The organism is Bradyrhizobium sp. NAS80.1 (assembly GCF_001908205.1).
GTDB lineage: Bacteria > Pseudomonadota > Alphaproteobacteria > Rhizobiales > Xanthobacteraceae > Bradyrhizobium.
Map to the genome: position 1 here is coordinate 42,467 of NZ_LGHL01000139.1, position 22,464 is coordinate 64,930.

20 protein-coding genes are annotated in these 22,464 nt (G+C 64.8%); 17 read left to right on the top strand and 3 right to left on the bottom strand.

The genetic code is table 11. The features are described from left to right. Positions 1-253 precede the first annotated feature (253 nt). Positions 254-2,470, top strand: a complete 2,217-nt coding sequence (locus tag AC629_RS29330) for an SLC26A/SulP transporter family protein (RefSeq protein ID WP_084808340.1) — start codon at positions 254-256, stop codon at positions 2,468-2,470. A 55-nt stretch (positions 2,471-2,525) separates the two neighbouring features. Here the strand turns inward: AC629_RS29330 and AC629_RS29335 are convergent, their stop codons facing one another. Both AC629_RS29335 and AC629_RS29340 read right to left on the bottom strand, forming a co-directional pair. Further along, positions 2,526-4,019, bottom strand: coding sequence for an NAD-dependent succinate-semialdehyde dehydrogenase (locus AC629_RS29335; RefSeq protein ID WP_084808361.1), 1,494 nt, complete (start codon positions 4,017-4,019; stop codon positions 2,526-2,528). Positions 4,020-4,128: 109 nt separating this feature from the next. Then, complete coding sequence (locus AC629_RS29340) at positions 4,129-4,449, bottom strand: hypothetical protein (protein ID WP_084808362.1); 321 nt, start codon at positions 4,447-4,449, stop codon at positions 4,129-4,131. Between the two features lie 338 nt (positions 4,450-4,787). Here AC629_RS29340 and AC629_RS29345 point away from each other — a divergent pair, with 338 nt between their 5' ends. Next, positions 4,788-5,981, top strand: coding sequence for a serine hydrolase domain-containing protein (locus AC629_RS29345; protein WP_084808341.1), 1,194 nt, complete (start codon positions 4,788-4,790; stop codon positions 5,979-5,981). A 116-nt stretch (positions 5,982-6,097) separates the two neighbouring features. Continuing rightward, complete coding sequence (locus tag AC629_RS29350; RefSeq protein ID WP_084808363.1) at positions 6,098-7,792, top strand: AMP-binding protein; 1,695 nt, start codon at positions 6,098-6,100, stop codon at positions 7,790-7,792. 140 nt (positions 7,793-7,932) lie between these two features. On the opposite strand, the gene AC629_RS29355 is transcribed toward AC629_RS29350, so the two are convergent. Then, a complete protein-coding gene (locus tag AC629_RS29355; protein WP_084808342.1) occupies positions 7,933-8,934 on the bottom strand; it encodes an adenosine kinase in 1,002 nt (333 codons plus the stop codon). A 179-nt stretch (positions 8,935-9,113) separates the two neighbouring features. Between AC629_RS29355 and murJ the strand changes: the two genes are divergently transcribed. From murJ to AC629_RS29425, 14 genes are all read left to right on the top strand, one after another. Continuing rightward, positions 9,114-10,664, top strand: coding sequence for a murein biosynthesis integral membrane protein MurJ (gene murJ, locus AC629_RS29360; RefSeq protein ID WP_084808343.1), 1,551 nt, complete (start codon positions 9,114-9,116; stop codon positions 10,662-10,664). 87 nt (positions 10,665-10,751) lie between these two features. Further along, positions 10,752-11,804, top strand: coding sequence for a tryptophan--tRNA ligase (gene trpS / locus AC629_RS29365; RefSeq protein ID WP_084808344.1), 1,053 nt, complete (start codon positions 10,752-10,754; stop codon positions 11,802-11,804). Positions 11,805-11,922: 118 nt separating this feature from the next. Next, positions 11,923-12,417 (top strand): universal stress protein, encoded by a 495-nt coding sequence (locus AC629_RS29370; protein ID WP_084808345.1) that lies wholly within the window; start codon positions 11,923-11,925, stop codon positions 12,415-12,417. A 196-nt stretch (positions 12,418-12,613) separates the two neighbouring features. Beyond that, positions 12,614-13,183, top strand: coding sequence for a NifU family protein (locus AC629_RS29375; protein ID WP_084808346.1), 570 nt, complete (start codon positions 12,614-12,616; stop codon positions 13,181-13,183). 333 nt (positions 13,184-13,516) lie between these two features. Continuing rightward, positions 13,517-14,212 (top strand): tRNA (adenosine(37)-N6)-threonylcarbamoyltransferase complex dimerization subunit type 1 TsaB, encoded by a 696-nt coding sequence (tsaB, locus tag AC629_RS29380; RefSeq protein ID WP_084808347.1) that lies wholly within the window; start codon positions 13,517-13,519, stop codon positions 14,210-14,212. Then, positions 14,209-14,694, top strand: a complete 486-nt coding sequence (gene rimI / locus AC629_RS29385; RefSeq protein ID WP_074121918.1) for a ribosomal protein S18-alanine N-acetyltransferase — start codon at positions 14,209-14,211, stop codon at positions 14,692-14,694. Before tsaB ends, rimI begins: the two co-directional genes overlap by 4 nt. Positions 14,695-14,731: 37 nt before the next feature. Beyond that, on the top strand, positions 14,732-15,187 hold the full coding sequence (locus AC629_RS29390; protein ID WP_084808348.1) for a Fur family transcriptional regulator: 456 nt from the start codon (positions 14,732-14,734) through the stop codon (positions 15,185-15,187). 4 nt (positions 15,188-15,191) lie between these two features. Continuing rightward, entirely contained in the window at positions 15,192-15,872 is a 681-nt protein-coding gene (locus AC629_RS29395) for an HAD family hydrolase (protein ID WP_084808364.1), read from the top strand. 188 nt (positions 15,873-16,060) lie between these two features. Beyond that, positions 16,061-17,458 carry a tRNA (N6-isopentenyl adenosine(37)-C2)-methylthiotransferase MiaB gene (gene miaB / locus AC629_RS29400; RefSeq protein ID WP_084808349.1) on the top strand — a complete coding sequence of 466 codons (1,398 nt, stop codon included), beginning with the start codon at positions 16,061-16,063 and terminating at the stop codon, positions 17,456-17,458. Between the two features lie 64 nt (positions 17,459-17,522). After that, entirely contained in the window at positions 17,523-18,518 is a 996-nt protein-coding gene (locus AC629_RS29405; RefSeq protein WP_143199536.1) for a PhoH family protein, read from the top strand. 80 nt (positions 18,519-18,598) lie between these two features. Then, positions 18,599-19,087 carry an rRNA maturation RNase YbeY gene (gene ybeY, locus AC629_RS29410; RefSeq protein ID WP_502693062.1) on the top strand — a complete coding sequence of 163 codons (489 nt, stop codon included), beginning with the start codon at positions 18,599-18,601 and terminating at the stop codon, positions 19,085-19,087. A 1-nt stretch (position 19,088) separates the two neighbouring features. Further along, positions 19,089-20,207 carry a hemolysin family protein gene (locus tag AC629_RS29415; protein WP_084808352.1) on the top strand — a complete coding sequence of 373 codons (1,119 nt, stop codon included), beginning with the start codon at positions 19,089-19,091 and terminating at the stop codon, positions 20,205-20,207. Beyond that, positions 20,204-21,817, top strand: coding sequence for an apolipoprotein N-acyltransferase (gene lnt / locus AC629_RS29420; RefSeq protein WP_084808353.1), 1,614 nt, complete (start codon positions 20,204-20,206; stop codon positions 21,815-21,817). The genes AC629_RS29415 and lnt overlap by 4 nt, the downstream gene beginning before the upstream one ends. A gap of 221 nt (positions 21,818-22,038) precedes the next feature. Next, positions 22,039-22,452 carry a helix-turn-helix domain-containing protein gene (locus AC629_RS29425; RefSeq protein ID WP_074121911.1) on the top strand — a complete coding sequence of 138 codons (414 nt, stop codon included), beginning with the start codon at positions 22,039-22,041 and terminating at the stop codon, positions 22,450-22,452. Positions 22,453-22,464: the final 12 nt, after the last annotated feature.

Consider the following 22,464-nt stretch of genomic DNA (forward strand, 5'->3'; position numbering starts at 1 on the left):
GCGAAGCAATCCAGAATCTTTCCGCGGTGACAGTCTGGATTGCTTCGCTGCGCTCGCAATGACGCGGAGGGGCCCGTACGTCTCTCGACCATCCGCCTGCCGCAGGTGATCCGCCGTTCACATACCGTGGACCGTATCCTCACCAGACCGCTACGGAACTGTCAGATATTTCATAGTTTCATGAATCCTGTTGCGCTAAGCTTGTAGTCGTCTACGTCTCGGACGGGGACTTTTCAGGGGCGAGCGTCAGGGCGTGACCGATCCAGCAATTACCTTCACTCCGGAGTCGCGATTCGATCCGGCCGTCAAGCGTGCGCTGAACGATGTACTGGGCGGAACGGCTGCGAGCGTTCTGACTGTTACCTTCGGCCTGTCCTATGCGCTGCTGATCTTCGCCGGCCCGCTCTCGCCCTACCTGTCCTACGGGATCGCGGCGACCTTCATCAGCTCGGCGGTGCTTGCCGCCATCGTCGCGCTCGGCAGCTCCCTGCCCTTCGCGATTGCGGCCCCTGACAGCTCGACCGCGGCGATAACAGGCATTCTGGCAGCCTCGCTGGTCGAACGCATCCAGGCCGCCAATCCGTCGGCACCGCTGCTCTCGCCGGTTTTGATCACGCTCGGCCTGTCGACGGCGCTGACCGGCGTGGTGCTGTGCGGATTCGGCCTGACGCGGATGGGCCGCGCCATCCGCTACGTGCCTTATCCCGTGGTCGGCGGCTTCCTCGGCGCAACCGGGCTCCTCATCGTCATGGGCGCGATCCGGGTGATCACCGATCATCCCCTGCAGTTCGCGACACTGATGCACCTCGCCAACGGCATCGCGCTGTCGGAGCTGGGTGCCGCCTGCGCCATGGCGCTGGTGCTGTATCTGACCTGGCATCGTTCGCGCAGCGCATTCGGGCTGCCAATCATCCTGATCGGCGGCGTGCTCACGGCACATCTGGCGTTCTGGATCACAGGTGTCTCGCTCGATGAGGCTCATGCCCTGGGCTGGACCTTTGCGCCGCCGCCGCAGGCGGCCTTCATGGTGCCCTGGCACATTGACGGTTTGATTCACTACCCCTGGTTCGCCGTGCCAGACCTGCTTGGCAACCTCGTCGCGGTCATCTTCGTCACCGCATCCAGCACGCTGTTCAACACCACCGGCATCGAGGTAGCCTTGCACCGCGAAGCCAATCTGGAGCGCGAGCTGAACGTAACCGGCGCCGCCAACATCGTGGCCGGTCTGCTCGGCGGCTACCCCGGCTGCAGCTCGATCAGCCGCTCGGTGCTCAATTTCAGCAGCGGCGGCCGCGGACGCCTGTCGGGCCTCACCGTCTCGGCGCTCTCACTCCTGATGCTCGCGGTCGCACCCGAGCTGCTCGGCTTCATTCCGAAATTCGTGCTCGGCGGCCTCCTGCTCTATCTCGGCGCCGACCAGCTGCACAAATGGATCATCGAATCGCGCAAGCGCCTTTCGAAGCTCGAATACCTCTCGCTCATCGCCATCATCGCGATCATCGTCGTCTGGGGCTTCGTGCCGGGCATCCTGATCGGCGTGATCATCGGCTGCGCCACTTTTGCATTCAGCGCGGCGCGGGTCGAATCGATCAAATACAGTTTCGACGGCTCGGAATACCGCTCCTCGCTCGATCGCTCGCGCGACGACCAGGACGTGCTGCTTGCCCATGGCGGCAAGATCCAGGGCCTGAACCTGCAGAGCTATCTGTTCTTCGGCTCGGCCAACCGGCTCTATCAGCACGTCAAGCAGCTGCTCCAGGAGCGTCCGGAGTGCCGCTACCTGTTGTTCGACTTCAAGCTCGTCACCGGCGTCGACTCGTCGGCCGCCTACAGCTTCGCCCAGATCAAGCGCAGCGCGGCCGACCTCGGCGTCGAGCTGATCCTGGTGCATCTGTCGGCGGCGGCCGAGAAGGTGCTGCGCTCCAGCGACTTCCTCGGCGAAGGCGTCACCATCATTCCCGAGCTCGATCATGCGCTGGAATGGTGCGAGAACGAGATTATCGCGCAGCATCAGGGACTGGCACAGGAAGAAGCCAGTTTGCACGACTGGTTCGCGGGGCTTCTCAACAGCGAGGACGATGCGGACAAGCTGATCCGCCGCTGTCAGCGCATCGAGGTCGAGGCGGGCGAGGTCATCGTGCAGGCGGGAGATCCTGCCGATTCCATGCATTTCATCCTCGACGGCCGCGTCGGCATCATGGTCCCCGCCGAAGATGACCGCACCACGCGCGTGCGCAGCCTCGGGCGCTACACCACGATCGGCGAGATGGGCCTGGTGTCGAACACGCCGCGCAGCGCGACGATCCAGGCCGAGGTCGACAGCGTGCTCTACGTGCTCAACACGCACCAGTTCGACGCCATCAGGGACGAGGACCCCGCGCTAAGCCACAAGCTCCTGACCTATTTCGTGTCGGTCATGGCCGAGCGGCTGACATTTGCGAACCGGACGATCGCGGTACTCAGGCGATAACGCGCGCGTAGCCCGCATGCGCGATGCGATCTGCGGGCTACGACATTGCGAGGCCCTACACTCCCGCCATCATCACGTATTTGATCTCGACATATTCTTCCATGCCGTGATGGGAGCCTTCGCGGCCGAGGCCGCTTTCCTTGACGCCGCCGAACGGCGCGACTTCCGTGGTGATGAGGCCAGTGTTGACGCCGACCATGCCGGATTCCAGCGCCTCGGCCACGCGCCAGACGCGGCCGAGATCGCGGGAGTAGAAGTACGACGCCAGGCCAAACGGCGAGGCGTTGCACATCGCAATCACATCGGCTTCGTCCTTGAAGCGGATCACCGGCGCGAGCGGCCCGAAGGTCTCCTCCTGGGCCACCAGCGAGTCCGGCTTGACGTCGGACAGCACGGTCGGCTCGAAGAAGGAGCGACCGAGCTCGCTGCGCTTGCCGCCTGTGACGACCTTGGCGCCGCGCTTCACGGCGTCCGCGATGTGGCGCTCGACCTTGTCGACCGCTTTCATGTTGATCAGCGGGCCCTGCGTAACGCCGCTCTCGGTGCCGTCGCCGATCTTCATCGCCGCGACTTTCTTCGACAGCTTCTGCACGAACTCGTCGTAGATCTTGTCCTGGGCGTAGAGGCGGTTGGCGCAGACACAGGTCTGGCCCATGTTGCGGTATTTCGAGACGATCGCGCCTTCGACCGCGGCGTCGATGTCGGCGTCGTCGAACACCACGAACGGCGCATTGCCGCCGAGCTCGAGGCCGAGCCGTTTCACGCCGACGGAGGCCTGCTGGTAGAGAATCTTGCCGACCGCGGTCGAGCCGGTGAAGCCGACGAAGCGCACGGCCGGATGCTCGCACAGCACCTTACCGATCGGCGACGCATCGCCGGTGATGATGTTGAAGACGCCCTTGGGGACGCCGGCCTTTTCGGCAAGCGCGGCGAGCGCCAAGGCCGAGAGCGGGGTTTCGTTGGCGGGCTTGAGCACCACGGTGCAGCCCGCCGCCAGCGCCGGCGAAACCTTGCGTGTGATCATCGAGTTCGGGAAATTCCACGGCGTGATCGCGCCGCAGACGCCGATCGGCTGCTTGATCGCAAGCAACCGTGCATCGGGACGCTGCGTCGGGATGGTCTCGCCATAGACGCGCCTCGCTTCCTCCGCGAAGAACTCGACATAGGCGCCGCCGATGTCGACCTCGCCGAGCGCCTCGGAGAGCGGTTTGCCCTGCTCGGAGGTGAGGATCAGCGCCAGATCCTCGCGGTTGGCGACGATCAGCTCGAACCATTTGCGCAGGATGTTGGAGCGCTGCTTGGCGGTGTGCTTGGCCCAGGCTGGAAACGCACGCTCGGCGGCCTCGACCGCCTTGGTGGCATCATCCGCCGAAAGCTGCGGGACTTTCGCAAGCTCGATGCCGGTGGCGGGATTGTTCACCGCGAATACCGGCGAGCCGACCCAGGCGCCGTCGATATAGCAGGCCTCTTTCAGCAGCGATAGGTCCTTCAACCGGTCGCGCAGGGTGGCGGTGGCTTGCGGGGCGCGGGCGGCGGAGGTCGGGGTCATGGCGTTGCTCCTGAGGCGATCGGATCGGCCCGGAATATAGGGATAGACGGCGCCCAATGCACCGTCCAGCAACGCAAATCTGCTGGGAGCTAAACTCGGAGCGGCGAAGTTACGCCGCGCCGTTCATATAGATCTCGCGCCGGCCGATCATGCGCTCGGCCGCGGCCTTGGCGTCGGCCTTCGAGGACGTTGCGCAGGTGCGGTATTCGAGATCGGGAACGTCGGAGGTGTCGCGACGGCCGAACCAGGACTTCGAGCCGACCGGCAGCAGCGCCAGTGCCTGCGCCAGATTGTCGACCGCGCCGAAGGAATAGAGCGCGCCGGTGCCGGCGATGCGGACCTCGTAAATACCGGGCGAAATCGGCGCCTCGAGGTTGTCGCCCCGTCCGGGACGGGGATAGCGCTTCCATTCGTTCCAGGTCGAAATCATCTCGGGTCCCCCACGGCCGATCGGCGGCCGCCAAATTTGCATCAAATGTTAGTCGGCCACGACTTGGCCCGGGCCAAACGCGGCAATGCACAAAATGTTTCAAGTGTTGCAAGCGCTCGAAACATATCGTCCCGCCACGCCCGCCCACGGCGAGGTGCGTCCATCCACCGCAGCTTATGATGGAATGTTGCAGTTCAGCCTCTTTGTCGTCCTGCGTGTGGCGCGGGCCGTCAAGTCACGAGATCGCGACCTCAGTGGAGGCTGAGGCGCTTGCCGCACAAGACCTGCAGGAGGACAATCGAGCGCTTCCAACAATAATCAAACCGGAGGAAACGCGTATGCAAAGCAAAGCCCAGATCGACGAGATTCTGCGCCAGAAGAGCGACGCCAAGGAGATTCCCGGCGTCGTCGCCATCGCCGCAAGCGGTAGCGACGTGCTTTATCAGGGCGTGTTCGGCAAGCGCGACCTGTCCAAGCCCGATGCGATGACAACCGACAGCGTGTTCTGGATCGCTTCGATGACGAAGGCGATGACCGTCGCCGGCGCAATGCAGCTCGTCGAGCAGGGCAAGCTTTCGCTGGATACCCCGATCGGTTCGGTGCTGCCCGACCTCGCCAAGCCGCAGGTGCTCGAAGGCTTTGACGCCAAGGGCGAGCCGAAGCTGCGGCCGGCGAAGGCGCCGATCACGCTGCGCCAGCTCATGACCCACACCGCCGGCTTTGCCTACAACGTGTGGAACGGCGATCTCGCGGTCTATCTGGAGAAAACCGGAACCCCGAACATCTTCTCGTGCCAGAACGTCGCGCTGAAGACGCCGATCATGTCCGATCCCGGCACGCGCTGGGAATACGGCATCAACATCGACTTCGTCGGCAAGGCGGTGGAAGCCGTGAGCGGTAAGCGCCTCGACGCGTACCTGCGCGATCAACTCTTCACGCCGCTCGGCATGAACGACACCGGCTTCAAGATCACCGACAACATGCGCCAGCGACTGGTCGCCACGCATGCACGCGGCGAGGATGGATCGCTGGCGCCGATCCCGTTCGAGATCGAACAGAATCCGGAATTCCACATGGGCGGCGGCGGTCTCTACGGCACGGCCGGCGACTACATCAAGTTCACCCAGATGATCCTCAACAAGGGCCGCGGCAACGGCAACCAGGTGCTGAAGCCAGAGACGGTCGCGATGATGGGCCAGAACCACATCGGCGATCTCACCATCGGCAAGATGACGTCGGTGGCGCCGATGTACACCAACGACGTCGATCTCTTCCCCGACATCGTGAAGAAGTGGGGGCTCTCCTTCCTGATCAACACAGCCAAGACACCGGAAGGCCGCAGCGCCGGCAGCCTCGCCTGGGCGGGGCTCGCCAACACCTATTTCTGGATCGATCCGGCGCGCGATGTTTCCGGCGTGATCCTGATGCAGGTGTTGCCATTCGCCGACGCGAAATGCCTGGAGGCGTTCGCGAGCTTCGAGCGCGGGGTGTATGCCGGGCTCGATTCGGGAAGCGGAAAGAGGGCAGCCTAGCCACTTAGTATGAGGCGCCTGGCGTCGCCCGGGCCGACAGCACGATGTAACCTCGTGCTCCGAAGGACTGTCCCTCGGGGCACGAGGCAATGATGATCGAGCTGGAGGACGCGACCATGGCAGACAGAGCCGAAAGTTATGTTTGCGGCATCTCCGACGCGCCGCTGCTAGGCGACACCGTCGGTCGCAGCCTCGACCACGCCGTGCGGCGCTGGGGCAATCGCGAGGCGCTGGTCTCGCCCAGCCACGGCGTGAGATGGACCTGGAAGGAATTCGCCGAGCAGGTCGACGCGCTTGCCGCCGGCTTTCTCGCGCTGGGTCTAGAGCGCGGTGCGCGGATCGGTATCTGGTCGCTGAACCGGCCGGAATGGACGTTGACCCAGTTCGCCGCCGCCAAGGCCGGCCTGATCCTGGTGACGATCAATCCCGCCTATCGGCTCAGCGAGCTGGAGTTCGCGTTGCGCAAGGTCGGCTGTGCGGCAATCGTCACCGCGACGGCGTTCAAGACCAGCAACTACATCGAGATGCTCAACACGCTGCTGCCCGAACTGGCAAGCGCCACGCCCGGACAGCTGCAGGCGGCGCGGTTGCCGGACTTGCGGGTGGTGATCCAGATCGGCGGCCCCGCGGCTCCGGGCGCGATTCCATTCGTGGAGGTCGCGCGCATGGGCGGAGCCCAGCATCGCGAGCAACTCGCCGCGCTTGGTATCGCCTTGCAGTTCGACGATCCCGTCAACATCCAGTTCACCAGCGGCACCACCGGATCGCCCAAAGGCGTGACGCTCACGCATCACAACATCCTCAACAACGGCTATTTCGTCGGCCGCGCCATGCGGCTGACCGAAGCGGACCGCATCTGCATCCCGGTGCCGCTCTATCACTGCTTCGGCATGGTGATGGGCAATCTCGCCTCCGTCACGCTCGGCGCGACCATGGTTTATCCCGGCGAGGGATTTGACCCGCTCGCGACGCTGCGAGCGGTCGAGCAGGAAAAATGCACTGCGCTCTACGGCGTGCCGACCATGTTCATCGCGGAGCTCGATCACCCCGAATTCCAGAAATTCGACCTGACTTCGCTGCGCACCGGCATCATGGCGGGAGCGCCCTGCCCGATCGAGGTGATGAAGCGCGTCAACACCGAGATGAACATGCGCGAGGTCACGATCGCCTACGGAATGACCGAGACCAGTCCGGTCAGTTTCCAGAGCGCGGTCGACGACCCGCTCGAGCGGCGCGTCTCCACCGTCGGACGAATCCATCCGCATGTCGAGGTCAAGGTGATCGATCTCGAGGGCAAGATCGTCAAGCGCGGCGAACGCGGCGAGCTCTGCACCCGCGGCTACAGCGTCATGCTGGGCTATTGGGAGGAGAAGGAAAAGACGGCGGACGTGCTCGATGCCAACGGCTGGGCGCACACGGGCGACCTCGCCACCATCGATGACGAGGGCTATTGCAACATAGTCGGGCGCATCAAGGATTTGGTGATCCGCGGCGGGGAGAACCTCTATCCGCGCGAGATCGAGGAGTTCCTGTACCGTCACCCCAAGATCCAGGACGTCCAGATCTTCGGCGTTTCGGACACCCGCTATGGCGAAGAGCTCTGCGCCTGGATCCGCGTCAGGTCAGGCGAGACGCTCACCGCCGAAGAGGTGCGTGCCTTCTGCGAGGGCCAAATCGCCCACAACAAGATCCCGCGCTATGTGGAGTTCGTCGACGAATTTCCGATGACGGTAACCGGAAAGATCCAGAAATTCGTGATGCGCGAGGCGGTGGAGCAGAAGCTCGGGCTGAAGGCCGCGAAGACGGCGTGAGCTACGAGCCACCGCTGTCATTCCCCGCGAAAGCGGGGAATCCAGTACGCCGCGGCTTCTCCGTAACCCACTAACGCCTCTGGAATACTGGGTCGCCCGGTCAAGCCGGGCGACGACAGCGGAGATTGAGGCGCGACTTCCTAAACCGTCAGCCCGCGCTGTTGGGCAAGTTCCTTCAGCGATACCTGCGGACGCGCACCGATGTGCTGGATCACTTCGGCAGCCGCAAGCGCACCGAGCTCACCACACTGCTTGTACGCCAGGTTGCGCGCCAGGCCGAACAGGAAGCCGGCGGCGAAGAGATCGCCGGCGCCGGTGGTGTCGACCATCTGCCTGATAGGGAACGCGGGCGCGGCGACGGCGCCTTCCGGCGAGACCACCACGCAGCCCTTCTCGCTGCGGGTGACGACGCCGAGATTGACGTCGTTGCGCAGCTGCTTCAGCGCGGTATCGAAGTCCGACGTCATGTAGAGCGAGTGCAGCTCGGATTCGTTGGCGAACACGATGTCGACGGTGCCGTCGCGCATCAGCGAGAGAAACTCGTCGCGGTAGCGATCGACGCAGAAGGAATCCGACAGCGTCAGCGCCACCTTGCGCTTGGCATCATGGGCGATCTTGGCGGCCTTGACGAAGGCGTCCTTGGCGTTCTTCGGATCCCAGAGATAGCCCTCAAGGTAGACGATGCCGGCAGAAGCGATCTCGGCCGGGTCGATGTCGGCCGGCGACAGGTCCTGCGCTGCGCCGAGATAGGTGTTCATGGTGCGCTCGCCGTCGCCCGTCACCAGGATGTAGGAGCAACCGGTGGCGGGGCCGTCCTTGGCCGCGGGCGTGTTGAAGGCGACGCCGGCGGCGCGGATGTCGTGGACATAGAGCTTGCCGATCTGGTCATCCTTGACCTTGCCGACATAGGCGGCGCGCGCGCCCAGGCTGCCGATGCCGACGATGGTGTTGGCGGCCGAGCCGCCCGAGACCTCCGTCGCCAGGCCCATGTCCTTGTAAATGGCGGCGGCCGTCGCCTCGTCGATCAGGGACATGCCGCCCTTGGTCATGCCGTGCCTGGCCAAAAAAGCTTCATCGGTCCTGACCAGCACGTCGAACAGCGCGTTACCGATCCCGAGAACGTCATATTTCACGTTAGCCATTCACCTTGGTCCTGTTGCCGGATTGCGATTACCGGGGAAATCCGCTTCCTGTCGGCCTGAAATCTGGCTCGCGGCCTATCACGACCGGGCCTTTGCGAGCAAGCAACGGGAGTTGTCTTTGGACGCTTTCACGCGAACCGGGACCACTTCGCTCGAAAACGTTATGGTATGACAGCCCGATGATCCGCTCCTTCCTGACCGTCTCGACGGGAACACTGGCTTCACGGCTGCTGGGCTTTGCCCGCGACTCCCTGATCGCGGCGTTGCTCGGCACCGGGGCCGTGGCGGATGCGTTTCTCGCCGCATTCCAGCTCGTCAACGTGGTGCGACGGTTGCTCAGCGAGGGGGCCCTGAGCGCGGCGCTGATCCCGGCCTGGCTGCGCGTCCGTGAGCGCGATGGCGAGGCCGCTGCGGCGGCGTTCGCGGGGCGCGTGCTCGGCTCGGTCAGCGCAGCCCTGATCGTGCTCTCGGTCGTCGTTGCATTCGTGATGCCGCTGATCATCACGCTGATCGCGCCGGGATTCGTCGGCAGCGACGCCCGCGATCTCGCCGTCCAGAGCGCGCGGCTGATGCTGCCGTATCTCGCCTTCGCCGGTCCGGTCACGGTGCTGATGTGCCTGCTCAACGCGCAGGGGCGCTTTGCGCTCACCGCGTTCTCGCCTCTGCTGTTCAACATCGCGTTGATCGTCGCCATCGCGATGCTGCTCGTCTGGCATGCCGATGCCGGCTTCGCTGTATGGGTGCTGGCGGCCACCGTCGGAATCGCCGGGCTGCTGCAGCTCCTGATGCTGCTGTCGCGGCGAAGCGCTCGTCTTGCGACGCCGCTGCGCGTGACCTTCGACAATGAAATGCGAGCCTTCTTCGCCAAGGCTATCCCCGGCATGATCGCAAGCTCGGGTCCGCAATGGCTGATGGTGGCCGGCGCGATCATCGCCTCCGCGACGCCCTCCGCCGTCTCCTGGCTCTATTTCGCCAACCGCCTGATCGAGCTGCCGCTCAGCATCGTCGGCGTTGCCATGGGCACGGTGCTGGTGCCCGAGCTGACGCGGGCCGTCGGCAGCGGCGACCGCAATGCGGTGGCGCATGCGGAATCGCGTGCGCTCGAGCTCGCGGCCGGCCTTGCGCTACCGGCCACGCTCGGCCTCGTCGTGCTGGCCGAGCCGATCGTCCGGCTGCTGTTCGAGCGCCGCGCCTTCGGCGCCGAAGACAGCATCGCCACTGCGCACGCGCTGATGTGGCTGGCGCTGGGCCTGCCGGCGCACGTGCTGATCAAGGCACTGTCGCCGGCCTTCTTTGCCCGCAGCGACACGATGACGCCGCTGCTGGCAACGGCCAAAGGCTTCGTGGTCGCCGTCGCGCTCGCGGTTCTGCTCGGGCACTTCTTCGGCGCGAGCGGGATCGCCGCCAGCATCGCGGCCGGCGCCTGGAGCAGCGCGCTCTCGCTGCTTCGCAAGGGCACCCGTGAATTTGGCTTCTCGGTCGACGCCGCCGCCCGCAAGCGACTGCCGCGGATCGTACTCGCCGCAGCCGCGATGGGCGCCCTGCTTTGGCTGACGACTGGTCTCTCGCCTGCCGAGGCGCACGGCCTCATCCGCTTCATCGTGCTGGGCCTGCAGATCGGGGCCGGAATCGCCGTCTATGGCCTGCTTCTACAAATCCTCGGCGCCGCCTCTTGGCGCGAGGCGGCTAACGCGCTGAAACGGCGCGCCCCGCAGGATCAGCGCACCTGACGCCTTCGAATTACCCTTGACGGGGCAGCGCCGCTGTTGGAAACGACGGCCGATTACCTATGGGAAGACTTGCCAGGAAAACTTACCATGTCATTCGTTGAACGGGTCTTTTCGGGCGTCCAGCCGACGGGCAATCTGCACCTCGGCAACTATCTCGGCGCGATCGTCAACTTCGTGAAGATGCAGGAAACCCACAACTGCATCTATTGCGTGGTCGACATGCATGCGATCACGATGGGGATGGACGTCTGGGGCGGGCCGGCCGAGCTCGCGCGCACCACCCGCGAGGTAACCGCCGCCTTCATCGCGAGCGGCATCGACCCGAAGAAGCACATCGTCTTCAATCAGAGCCAGGTCTCCGGCCACGCCGAGCTGGCCTGGATCTTCAACTGCGTCGCGCGCATGGGCTGGCTGAACCGCATGACGCAGTTCAAGGAGAAGGCGGGCAAGGATCGCGAGAACGCCTCCGTCGGGCTCTACGACTATCCCGTGCTGATGGCGGCCGACATCCTGCTCTATCGCGCCACGCACGTACCGGTCGGCGAGGACCAGAAGCAGCATCTCGAGCTGTCACGGGACATCGCGCAGAAGTTTAACAACGACTTCGGCGATTCCATCCGTAGTCATGGCGCCCATGATGGCATGCTCTTCCCGCTGCCGGAGCCGCTGATCATGGGCGCGGCGACACGCGTGATGTCCTTGCGCGACGGTACCAAGAAGATGTCGAAGTCGGATGCCTCCGATTATTCGCGCATCAACCTGACCGACGACGCCGACACCATTGCGCAGAAGATCCGCAAGGCGAAGACCGATCCGGAGCCCTTGCCGTCGGAGGAGAAGGGCCTGGAGCCGCGCCCCGAAGCCGACAATCTCGTCGGCATCTTCGCCGCGCTCTCCGGCCGCTCGAAGGCCGACGTGCTGCGCGATTTCGGCGGCGGCCAGTTCTCCAGCTTCAAGAACGCGCTGGTGGAGCTGTGCGTCACGAAGCTCTCGCCGATCGCCGGCGAGATGAAGCGCCTCGTCGCCGATCCCGGCCATATCGATGCGATCCTGATCGATGGCTCCGACCGGGCCCGCGCGATCGCCGACGAGACTATGAAGCTGTCGAAGGACGTCGTCGGTTTCATCCGCCGGCGCTGACAACCGTATTTGCGAAATCCGGCCGACGCGACAGCGCCGGCCGCTTCCCCTCTGCAAACCTCTCCCAAAGCCTGAGGGAGTGTGGCAGCATGTCAACCGTGCACACGCCGGGACATGCATGACCAGCAAGCGACTTTGCTTCGAGCCGGGTCACAAGCCCAAATGCCTCGTCATCGTTGATGACACCGCCGAATGGGATCGCGCGGTCTATTATGCGAGCCGCTGGGCGATCCGCGCCGGCGGCGGCGTGGTGATGCTGCGCATCATCGAGACCGACGGACAGGATCAGGAATGGCTGGGTGTCGCCGACATTATGCGCGCCGAGGCGCAGGAAGCGGCGGAAGCCGCGCTCGACCGCGCTGCCGGCCGCGCCAACGGCATTGCCGCGATCACGCCGGAGCGTGTCATCCGAGAAGGCGCTGCGATGGAACAGCTGCTGGCGGTGATCGATGAAGACCCCGATATCGCCATGCTGGTGCTCGCCGCGAACCCCGGCGCGGAGGGGCCAGGCCCGCTGGTCTCGCTGCTCGCGCACGCGGTCGGAACCTTCCCGATTCCCGTGACGATCATTTCCGGCGCGCTGAGCGACCAGAGCGTGGATACGTTGTCGTAGGCGGCCCTGTCGCGACAAAGCAAGGCGTCATGGCCGGGTCAAGCCCGGCCATGACGGCGCAGAATTTTTGGGCTCGCTAACCCGCTGATATAACAGCGAAACGGCTTCCACGCCCCTTGACCGTGCGTTCCGCGTCGCCATCTGCTAGTGGATAGCTCACGCGCCGGCCTTGAACCGGTGACGTCTGGAGAAAACCATGTTCATTCAAACCGAAGCCACCCCCAATCCTGCCACGCTGAAGTTCATTCCCGGCCGCGTCGTGACCGACGGCGGCCCGATGGAGTTTTCGAGCCGCGAATCCGCGGCGCGCTCGCCGCTCGCCGAAAAGCTGTTCGACGTGCCTGGCGTCACCGGCGTGTTCTACGGATCGGATTTCATCACCGTGACCAAGGCGAACGGTGAATGGCAGCAGCTCAAGCCCGCGATCCTCGGCGCCATCATGGAGCACTACATGTCCGGCGCGCCGCTGCTCGCCGACGGCGCGGCACAAGACGGCGTCGATCTCGACGACCAGGACGAGTTCTTCGACGAGGCGGATGCCGAGACGGTGGACATGATCAAGGATCTGATCGAGACCCGCGTGCGGCCCGCGGTCGCCAATGACGGCGGCGACATCACCTTCCGTGGCTTCAAGGATGGCATCGTCTATCTCAACATGAAGGGCGCCTGCTCCGGCTGCCCGTCATCAACCGCGACGCTTCAGCACGGCATCCAGAACCTGCTCAGGCACTTCGTGCCCGACGTGGTCGAAGTCCGGCCGATGTAAGCAAGCTGCCGTAGGGTGGGCGAAGCGAAGCGTGCCCACCTCTTCCTTGACAGAAACAAAAGTGGTGAGCGCGGCGCAAGCGCGCCTTTGCCCCCTACGAGATCATGCGGCCCGGCTTGCTAAGCCGTGGCCAATCACACATAATTTCAATAACTTAGCCTTCCACAAAGGCTGCGATTGTCGCATCCACACCGAAACGAGGGAACCCAGATTGCATGCTTTTCCCGAGCACGTAGAACTACGGGAAAGGTCGATTTGTCGCGCTCCGCGCGAGTTGTGCAGTGCGCGAACTTGCTCTGGTTCAGGCTGCCCGGAACCGACTAGATTGCCGCCATGCTGATCCTTGCCATCGATACCGCGCTGGAGGCGTGCGCGGCCGCCGTTCTCGACACCGACGCCGGTGAGCTACTTGCGCACGAAGCGCAGCTGATGAAGCGCGGCCATGCCGAGGCGCTCATGCCGATGATCGCGCGCGTCATGCAGGCGGCCAATCTCGCCTTCACCTCGCTCGACCGCATCGCGGTCACCGTCGGCCCCGGAAGTTTCACTGGCCTGCGCGTCGGCATCTCGGCGGCGCGCGGCCTTGCGCTCGCAGCGAAGCGGCCCGCCGTTGGCCTGACCACCTTGTCGGCCTATACCGCCGGCATCGTCGGCCGAACCGGAACGGCGCCGGTGATCTCGGCGATCGATGCGCGGCATGACCATGTCTATTTCCAGATCGTGGCCGGTGACGGCAGCGAACTGGTGCGGCCGAGGGTCACTCCCATCGACGAGGCGATCGCGGCCTCGCAATTCGGAGCGCCGCATCTGGTCGGCAATGCCGCAAAGATCCTTGCCGAGCGCTGGCCGAAAGACGCGCCACAGCCAGTCGCCGTCGACGCGCAGCCTGCGCCCGACATCGGCTGGGTCGCGTGGCTTGGCGCTGCGGCCGATCCCGACACGACGCCGGCGCGACCGTTCTATCTGCGCGCGCCCGATGCAAAGCCGGCCGCACAGCCGCCGCTCGCAGCACGAGCTGCAACCTCATGATGAAATGGTTTTCGGAATGGTGGCGCGGCGGCACGGCCGCCGTCGAGCCCGCTTCCGCACGTGACGCCGCGCGGCTCGCGCAGCTTCACGGCGAATCCTTCGCACGCGGCTGGGGTGAAGGCGAGTTCGAGGGCATGATCGGCGAGCGCAATACGCTCGTGCATCGGCTTCGTCTCGGCCGCAGGACGATCGGCTTCGCCGTGTCGCGGATCGGCGCGGACGAAGCGGAAATCCTTTCGATCGCGGTCGATCGAGCTCATCGCGGCCGCGGCCTGTCCCGCACGCTGCTGATGACCCATCTCGGCCACCTCGCAGGACGCGGCGTCCGCACAATATTTCTTGAAGTCGAGGAAAATAACCAGCCGGCGCGACAGCTTTACGACCGGAGCGGATTCATGGTGGTCGGGCGCCGCGAACGCTACTATAAGCAGCCCAACGGGGAACAATTGAACGCCCTTCTGATGCGACGTGACTTGTCGTAACATTGATGGCAGAAAGCGCCCCGCAGGCAGACAACCCATGACCGCACTGAAACCTTCATCTGCATCCAAGGCGTCCGGCATCGAGGCGCGCTGTGCCGCAACAGGCATGCGCATGACCGAGCAGCGGCGCGTCATCGCCCGCGTGCTTGCGGAAGCAGTCGATCATCCCGATGTCGAGGAACTGTACCGGCGCTGCGTCGCCGTCGACGACAAGATCTCGATCTCGACCGTGTATCGCACCGTCAAGCTGTTCGAGGATGCCGGCATCATCGAGCGCCATGATTTTCGCGAGGGCCGCGCGCGCTACGAGCAAATGCGCGACAGCCACCACGACCACCTCATCAATCTGCGCGACGGCAAGGTGATCGAGTTCACCTCCGAGGAGATCGAGAAGCTCCAGGCGGAGATCGCCCGCAAGCTCGGCTACAAGCTGGTCGACCATCGGCTTGAGCTCTATTGCGTCCCGCTCGACGACGACAAGCAGACGTCCTAGCGTGGTGCCCATCGATCTCATCGTCTTCGATTGCGACGGCGTGCTGGTTGACAGCGAGGTCATCTCCTGTCGCGCGCATGCCGATGTGCTGACGCGGCACGGCTATCCGATCACCTCGGAGCAGGTGTTCGAACGCTTCCTCGGGCGCTCGACGCGGCAGGCCAACCTCGAGATCGAGACCGAGCTCGGCCGCAAGCTGCCCGAGGCCTATCACGGCGATTTGCAGGACGAGCTGTTCCGCTCGTTCGAAGCCGATCTCGAAGCGATCCGCGGCATCCGTGATGTGCTTGATGTCGTCACGCAGGCTGTCTGCGTCGCCTCGAGCGGTTCGCATCAGCGCATGCGCGTGAGCCTCGGAAGCACCGGTCTTTATGACCGCCTCGCGCCGAATATCTTCTCGGCCTCGCAAGTGACGCACGGTAAGCCGGCACCGGACCTGTTCCTGTTCGCCGCCAAGGAAATGGGCGTGCCGCCGGAACGCTGCGTCGTGATCGAGGACAGCCTTGCCGGCATCGCCGGTGCGCGGGCGGCGGGGATGACCGTGTTCGGCTTTTACGGTGGTAGCCATTGCGGGGATGGCCATGCCGAGACCCTGCGCCAGGCCGGGGCCGACCTGACCTTTGCCGACATGCATCAATTGCCGGAGCTGGTCCGCCGGGTCGGCGCGGACGCCCTGGCGGGCTGATTTCCCCTTCATCGGCGTTCCGCGGCACACACAACGCGCTTGAGACCGGAATCCGGGGTTTTAGCCCGGGAATCCGCATTTAAGCTCGCGCGCGCTCCGGAATGACGGCCCGAAAAGCGGCCATTCGCTGGATTTTCGCCCCTCCAGCCTATATCTGGGGGCGGTCTTTCACCTCAATTCCGGGTTCCATGAAGCCGCCGCGCAAGCTGCACATCAAATCATATGGCTGCCAGATGAACGTCTACGATGCCCAGCGCATGGTGGACACGCTGGCTCCGGAGGGATTCGTGGAGACGGCCAGCGCCGAGGACGCCGACCTTGTCATCCTCAACACCTGCCATATCCGCGAGAAGGCATCGGAAAAGGTTTATTCCGAGCTCGGCCGGCTGCGCGTTGCCAAGGACGAGGCCGCGCGCGGGGGCCGCGCGATGCAGATCGCGGTCGCAGGATGCGTGGCGCAGGCCGAAGGCGAGGAGATCGTGCGCCGCGCGCCCGTGGTCGACGTCGTGGTCGGCCCGCAGAGCTATCATCACCTGCCGGAGCTGTTGAAGCGCGCCGGCGACGAAGGCCGCGCGATCGAGACCGAATTTCCCGCGGCAGACAAGTTCAGCTTCCTCGCCCAGCCCAGGCCCGACGCGATCCGCGCGCGCGGCATTTCCGCTTTCGTCACGGTGCAGGAAGGTTGCGACAAGTTCTGCACGTTCTGCGTCGTGCCCTACACGCGCGGCGCCGAAGTCTCGCGCCCGGTGGCGAAGATCGTGGACGACGTGAAACGGCTTGCCGACAACGGCGTGCGCGAGCTCACGCTGATCGGACAGAACGTCAACGCCTATCACGGCGACGGACCGGACGGGACCAGCTGGCCGCTCGGCAAGCTGCTCGAACATCTGGCGAAGATTCCCGGTGTCGCGCGGCTGCGCTATTCGACCAGCCATCCCCGCGACGTCGATGACAGTTTGATTGCAGCCCATCGCGATCTCGATGCCTTGATGCCGTTCGTGCACCTGCCGGTGCAGTCGGGCTCGGACCGGATTCTCGCCGCCATGAACCGGAAACATACTGCCGATGATTATCGGCGTGTCATCGACCGTTTTCGGTCCGCGCGCCAAGACATTGCTTTTTCATCGGATTTTATCGTCGGCTTCCCCGGCGAGAGCGAGCAAGATTTTCTCGCCACCCTCGCGCTTGTCACGCAAATCGGCTACGCTGCGGCCTATTCGTTCAAATACTCCGCCCGGCCGGGAACGCCGGCCGCGGACATGCAGGAGACGGTGTCCCCCGCCGAGATGGACCAGCGATTGGAGCGGCTCCAGGAACTGATCGACAGCCAGCAATCGGCCTTCAACAAGGCCGCGATTGGCTCAACGGTCGACGTACTGTTCGAGCGTCCGGCCCGCAAGGAGGGCCAGATCGTCGGCCGCACCGCATTCCTCCAGCCCGCGCATGTGATGGCCTCGCCCGACATCATCGGACAGATCCTGCCGGTGCGGATCGACAGCCTCGAGCGCTACAGCTTTCTCGGTGAGCTCGTGACACCGCGCACCGTGCGCGAGCCCGCTTTATCGTCAATCGCCACTGGAGCCTGAACCCTTGCCAAAAAGCGCATCGGATTCGTCTTCTTTCGCTCCCAGCCGCAAATTTGACCGCGACATGCAAGTTCCGCCCGAGACCCAGGTCGTCATCGACTTCGACGACAACCGCGCCGTTTCCGCGCTGGTCGGCCCTTACGGCCAGAATCTCGCGCAGATCGAGCGGCGGCTTGGGGTCATCGTCGACTCCAAGGGCAACCACATCACGATCGGCGGCACGCGCGACGGCTGCGATGCCGCGCGCCGCGTGCTGGAGGCGCTCTACGCCCAGGCGGTGAAGGGCCAGGACCTCGACCAGGGCGAGGTCGAAGGCGCGATCCGCGCCGTGATCGCGCAGGGCTCGCTGTTCGAGTTCGACGCCAAGTCGGCGAAATCCACCTTCGACAGCATCAACTTGCGCAAGCGTCCGGTGCGCGCACGCACGGCCGCGCAGGACTCCTACATCCGCGCACTGAAGCGCCACGAGCTGGTGTTCGGCATCGGCCCGGCCGGCACCGGCAAGACCTGGCTCGCGGTCGCGCATGCCGCACAACTGTTCGAACGCAAGGAAGTCGACAAGATCATCCTGTCGCGCCCGGCGGTCGAAGCCGGCGAGCGGCTCGGCTTTTTGCCCGGCGATCTCCGCGAGAAGGTCGATCCTTATCTCCGCCCGATCTACGACGCGCTCTACGATCTCATGGACGCGCGCATTGTCGAACGCGCGCTGCAGACCGGCGAGATCGAGATCGCGCCGCTCGCCTTCATGCGCGGTCGCACACTCACCAATGCCGCCATCATCCTGGACGAGGCGCAGAACACGACATCGATGCAGATGAAGATGTTCCTGACCCGTCTCGGCGAGAACAGCCGCATGATCGTGACCGGCGACCCCTCGCAGATCGACCTGCCGAACGGCCAGACCTCGGGACTGGCAGAGGCAACGCGCCTCCTGGAGGGCGTCGAAGGCATTGCGCAAGTTCAATTCAAAGCCGAGGACGTGATCCGCCACGAACTCGTGGCGCGGATCGTCGCCGCCTACGAAGGTTCGCCGCAGCGGCCCGCCACCGGTAAATCCTGACGAGACAACAGCCGGACCTACAGGCGCGGACACGGCGCCCTTCCGTCCCAGACAACACAATGTCACACCCCAATCCTCCCATGACCGAGGTCCTCGTCGTCGCCGACTGCTGGCAGCGCGAGCCTGACGCCGAAGCCGTGATCCAGCGCGCCGTTGCGGCCGCTGCCGAGACTGTCGACGAAGACTTCGCAGAGGCGGAAGTCGCCGTCATGCTGACCGACGATGCCGGCATCCGCACGCTCAACAGCAACTGGCGCGGCATCGACAAGCCGACCAACGTGTTGTCGTTTCCCGCGCTCCAGCCGGAGGGTGAATGGAAGCCGGGCGATGCGCCGCGCATGCTCGGCGATATCGCGATCGCCTACGAGACCATGCGGCGCGAGGCGAACGAGGAACAGAAGCCGTTCGATCATCATCTGAGTCATCTCGCCGTGCATGGGTTCCTGCACCTGATCGGCTACGACCACGAGAACGACGACGACGCGGAGGAAATGGAAGCGCTGGAGACGCAGATCCTGGCCGATCTCGGCATTCCCGATCCCTATGCAGACCGCCCGGGGACGCACTGAGATGCCGGATTCCGAACCTACCCACGACAATCCGCGCAACACGGCGAATTTGCCGGCCGTGGTGACGCCCGGCGAGGTCATGCGCCCGACCGCGGAAAGCTGGCTGCTGCGCGCCATCCGCACGCTGTTCGGCTGGAAGGCAGGCTCGGTACGAGACGACCTCCAGGTCGTGCTCGACGCCACGACGCCGGATGACACCGGCTTCTCCGCCGTCGAGCGCACCATGCTGCGCAACATCCTCGGCCTGCACGAGCGCCGCATCGCCGACGTCATGGTGCATCGCGCCGACATCGTCGCGGTCAAACGCGACATCCCGCTCGGGGAATTGATGGACCGGTTCGAGAGCGCGGGCCATTCGCGGCTCGTAGTCTACAACGAGACGCTCGACGATCCCGTCGGCATCGTCCACATCCGCGACCTGCTCGCCTTCATGACCGCGCGGGCGCGCGTGTCGGAAGCCGCCAAGACCAAGCGCAAGAAGCCGCTGCCGGCGGGGCTCGACCTGCGGGCAGTCGACCTCGCGCTGCCGCTGGAGGATGCACACATCATCCGCAAGCTGCTTTACGTGCCGCCATCGATGCGGGCGATCGACCTGCTCGCGCAGATGCAGGCCACGCGCATTCACCTGGCGCTGGTGGTCGACGAATATGGCGGCAGCGACGGATTGGTCTCGCTCGAGGACATCGTCGAGCAGATCGTCGGCGAGATCGACGACGAGCATGACAGCGACGAGCCGCCCTCGATCGTGCGCCTGCCCGACAACGCCTTCATTGCCGATGCCCGCGCCAGCCTCGACGACGTCCGCACCGTGATCGGCGAGGACTTCGTCACCGGCGAGGCCGGTGAGGATGTGGAGACGCTGGGCGGCTATCTCGTCAGCTTCGTCGGCCGCCTGCCGGTGCGCGGCGAGGTGATCTCGGGCCCCGGCAATTACGAGGTCGAGGTGCTCGACGCCGATCCGCGCCGCGTCAAGCGGCTGCGCATCTCGACGCGGAAGGAACGTCCGGCGCCACGCACCCTGCGCGAGAGCCGCCGCCGCGATGTTACGCCGGAGAGCGGCCAACCGCCTTCCAGTGACACGCCCAGTCCGCCCCCAAGCGACGGGGCCGGCCCGCAGTGAGCCCGTTCCAGCGATTTCGGCAGATCGCCCTCGCCATCATCCTCGCCTGGGGATGGAAGCGCGCGCTGATCGCCATGGCGGCCGGGGCGCTCTCGGTGCTGGCGCTGGCTCCGTTCAACGCCTTCCCGGTGCTCTTCGTCACGTTCCCGGTGCTGGTCTGGCTGATCGACGGCGCCGGCGGGGGACGTTTTGGCGGCATCCCCGCCGCAGCGCTGACCGGCTACTGGTTCGGGCTCGGCTATTTCGTCCCCGGCCTCTACTGGATCGGCTATGCCTTTTTCGTCGACGCCGATGTGTTCGCCTGGCTGACACCGTTCGCCGTGCTGGGCCTGCCGGCCTATCTTGCCATCTTCACGGCGATCGGCTTTGCGCTCGCCCGCCTGCTCTGGACCAAGAACGCCACGCGCGTGCTCGCGCTCGCAGCAAGCCTCACCATCAGCGAATGGCTGCGCGGTCACGCGCTGACCGGCTTTCCCTGGAACGCGTTCGGCTATGCGTTGTCCGAACCGCTGGCGCTGGCGCAGACGGCGTCGCTGGTCGGCCTGTGGGGCATGACGTTCCTGACGGTTGCGATCTTCGCGAGCCCTGCGACGCTGATCGACCGCACGCCCGATCGCCGCCCGGCGTGGCGCGTGCCAGCCGCAGCAGTCGCGCTCCTGATTGTCATGAGCATCTTCGGCGCGATCCGCCTGTCGCTGCATCCGACCACGATGGTCGCAGGCGCCAAGCTGCGCCTGATGCAGCCGAACCTCGAGCAGGACGCGAAATTCAACTACGCCGCCAAGGCGCAGGTGATGAAGAAATACCTGGCCTTGTCGGACCGCTCCTCCGGACCGCAATCGACCGGCGTGCGCGATGCCACCATCCTGATCTGGCCGGAATCCGCCTTTCCGTTTTTCCTGACCCGCGAAGCCGACGCGATGGCGCAGATCGCAGAACTCCTCCCGAAGGGCACGGTGCTGATCACGGGTTCGGTCCGCGCGCCCGACCTGCCGCCCGGCACGCCGATCACGCGCGCCTATAATTCGATCTATGCGATCGATCACGACGGCAGCGTGCTCGCGGTCTACGACAAGCTGCACCTCGTACCGTTCGGCGAATTTCTGCCCTACCAGGGCCTGATGGAGAAGCTCGGTTTCGAGCAACTGACGCGCATGCGCGGCGGCTTTATTCCCGGTACCGTGCGGCATGCGCTGCCGGTGCCGGGGGTGCCGCCCGCGCTGCCGCTGATCTGCTACGAGGCAATCTTTCCCGGCGAGGTGGCTGGACGCAACGAACGTCCGGGCTGGATCGTGAATCTCACCAATGACGGCTGGTTCGGCATCTCGACCGGCCCTTATCAGCATCTGGAGCAGGCGCGGATGCGCGCGATCGAGCTCGGATTGCCGCTGGTCCGCTCCGCCAATACCGGCGTCTCCGCGGTGATCGATCCGGTGGGGCGAACCGTTGCCAGCCTCGGTCTCGGAATCGAAGGCATTCTGGATTCAAACCTGCCCGCCGCAATCTCGCCCACCATCTATGCGCGAGTTGGAGACATCCCCGCAGCCATGCTGGTCGCACTGGCTGTTATTCTGGCGGTACGGCGGCGTGTTGCCAAAGGGTACCCCTGATCGCTCCGTCCCTGCCGAAATGGCCGGAAACCTTTGACAATCGCAGCCCCCCGGTTGACAGATTGCGGGCGGCCTCCCCATTCTGCAGCCGCTGCAAAAGACGGTGGGCGTTGCTGAATTTCTCCGCAATGTTTCCCCAATCAGAGTGAAGTTTGACGTCGCTGACACCTGAGGCAGTTGATTCGATTGCGCCGAAGGGTGGTGTTTGGAGGGCTGAGGAAATGTCGAAAGCGCCCAACCCTGTTGACAAGTATGTCGGCAGTCGCGTGCGCATGCGCCGCATCATGTTGGGCATGAGTCAGGAAAAGCTCGGTGAAGCCTTGGGCCTGACGTTCCAGCAGATTCAGAAGTACGAGAAGGGGACAAACCGGGTCGGCGCGAGCCGCATCCAGCAGATTGCCGAGATTCTCCAGGTGCCGGTGTCGTTCCTGTTCGAGGGCGGACCAAGCGGCACGCCTGGTCCTGACGGCTTCAGCGAAGGCGCCTCGCCGTCCTACGTCTCGGACTTCCTCGCCACGTCTGAAGGTCTCGCCTTGACCAAGGCGTTCACGCGAATCACTGATTCAAAGATGCGCCGCTCGATCGTCGATCTCGTCGAGCAGATCGCGGCACGCGAAGGCCCCGACAAGCGGTGACGCACCCTCTCA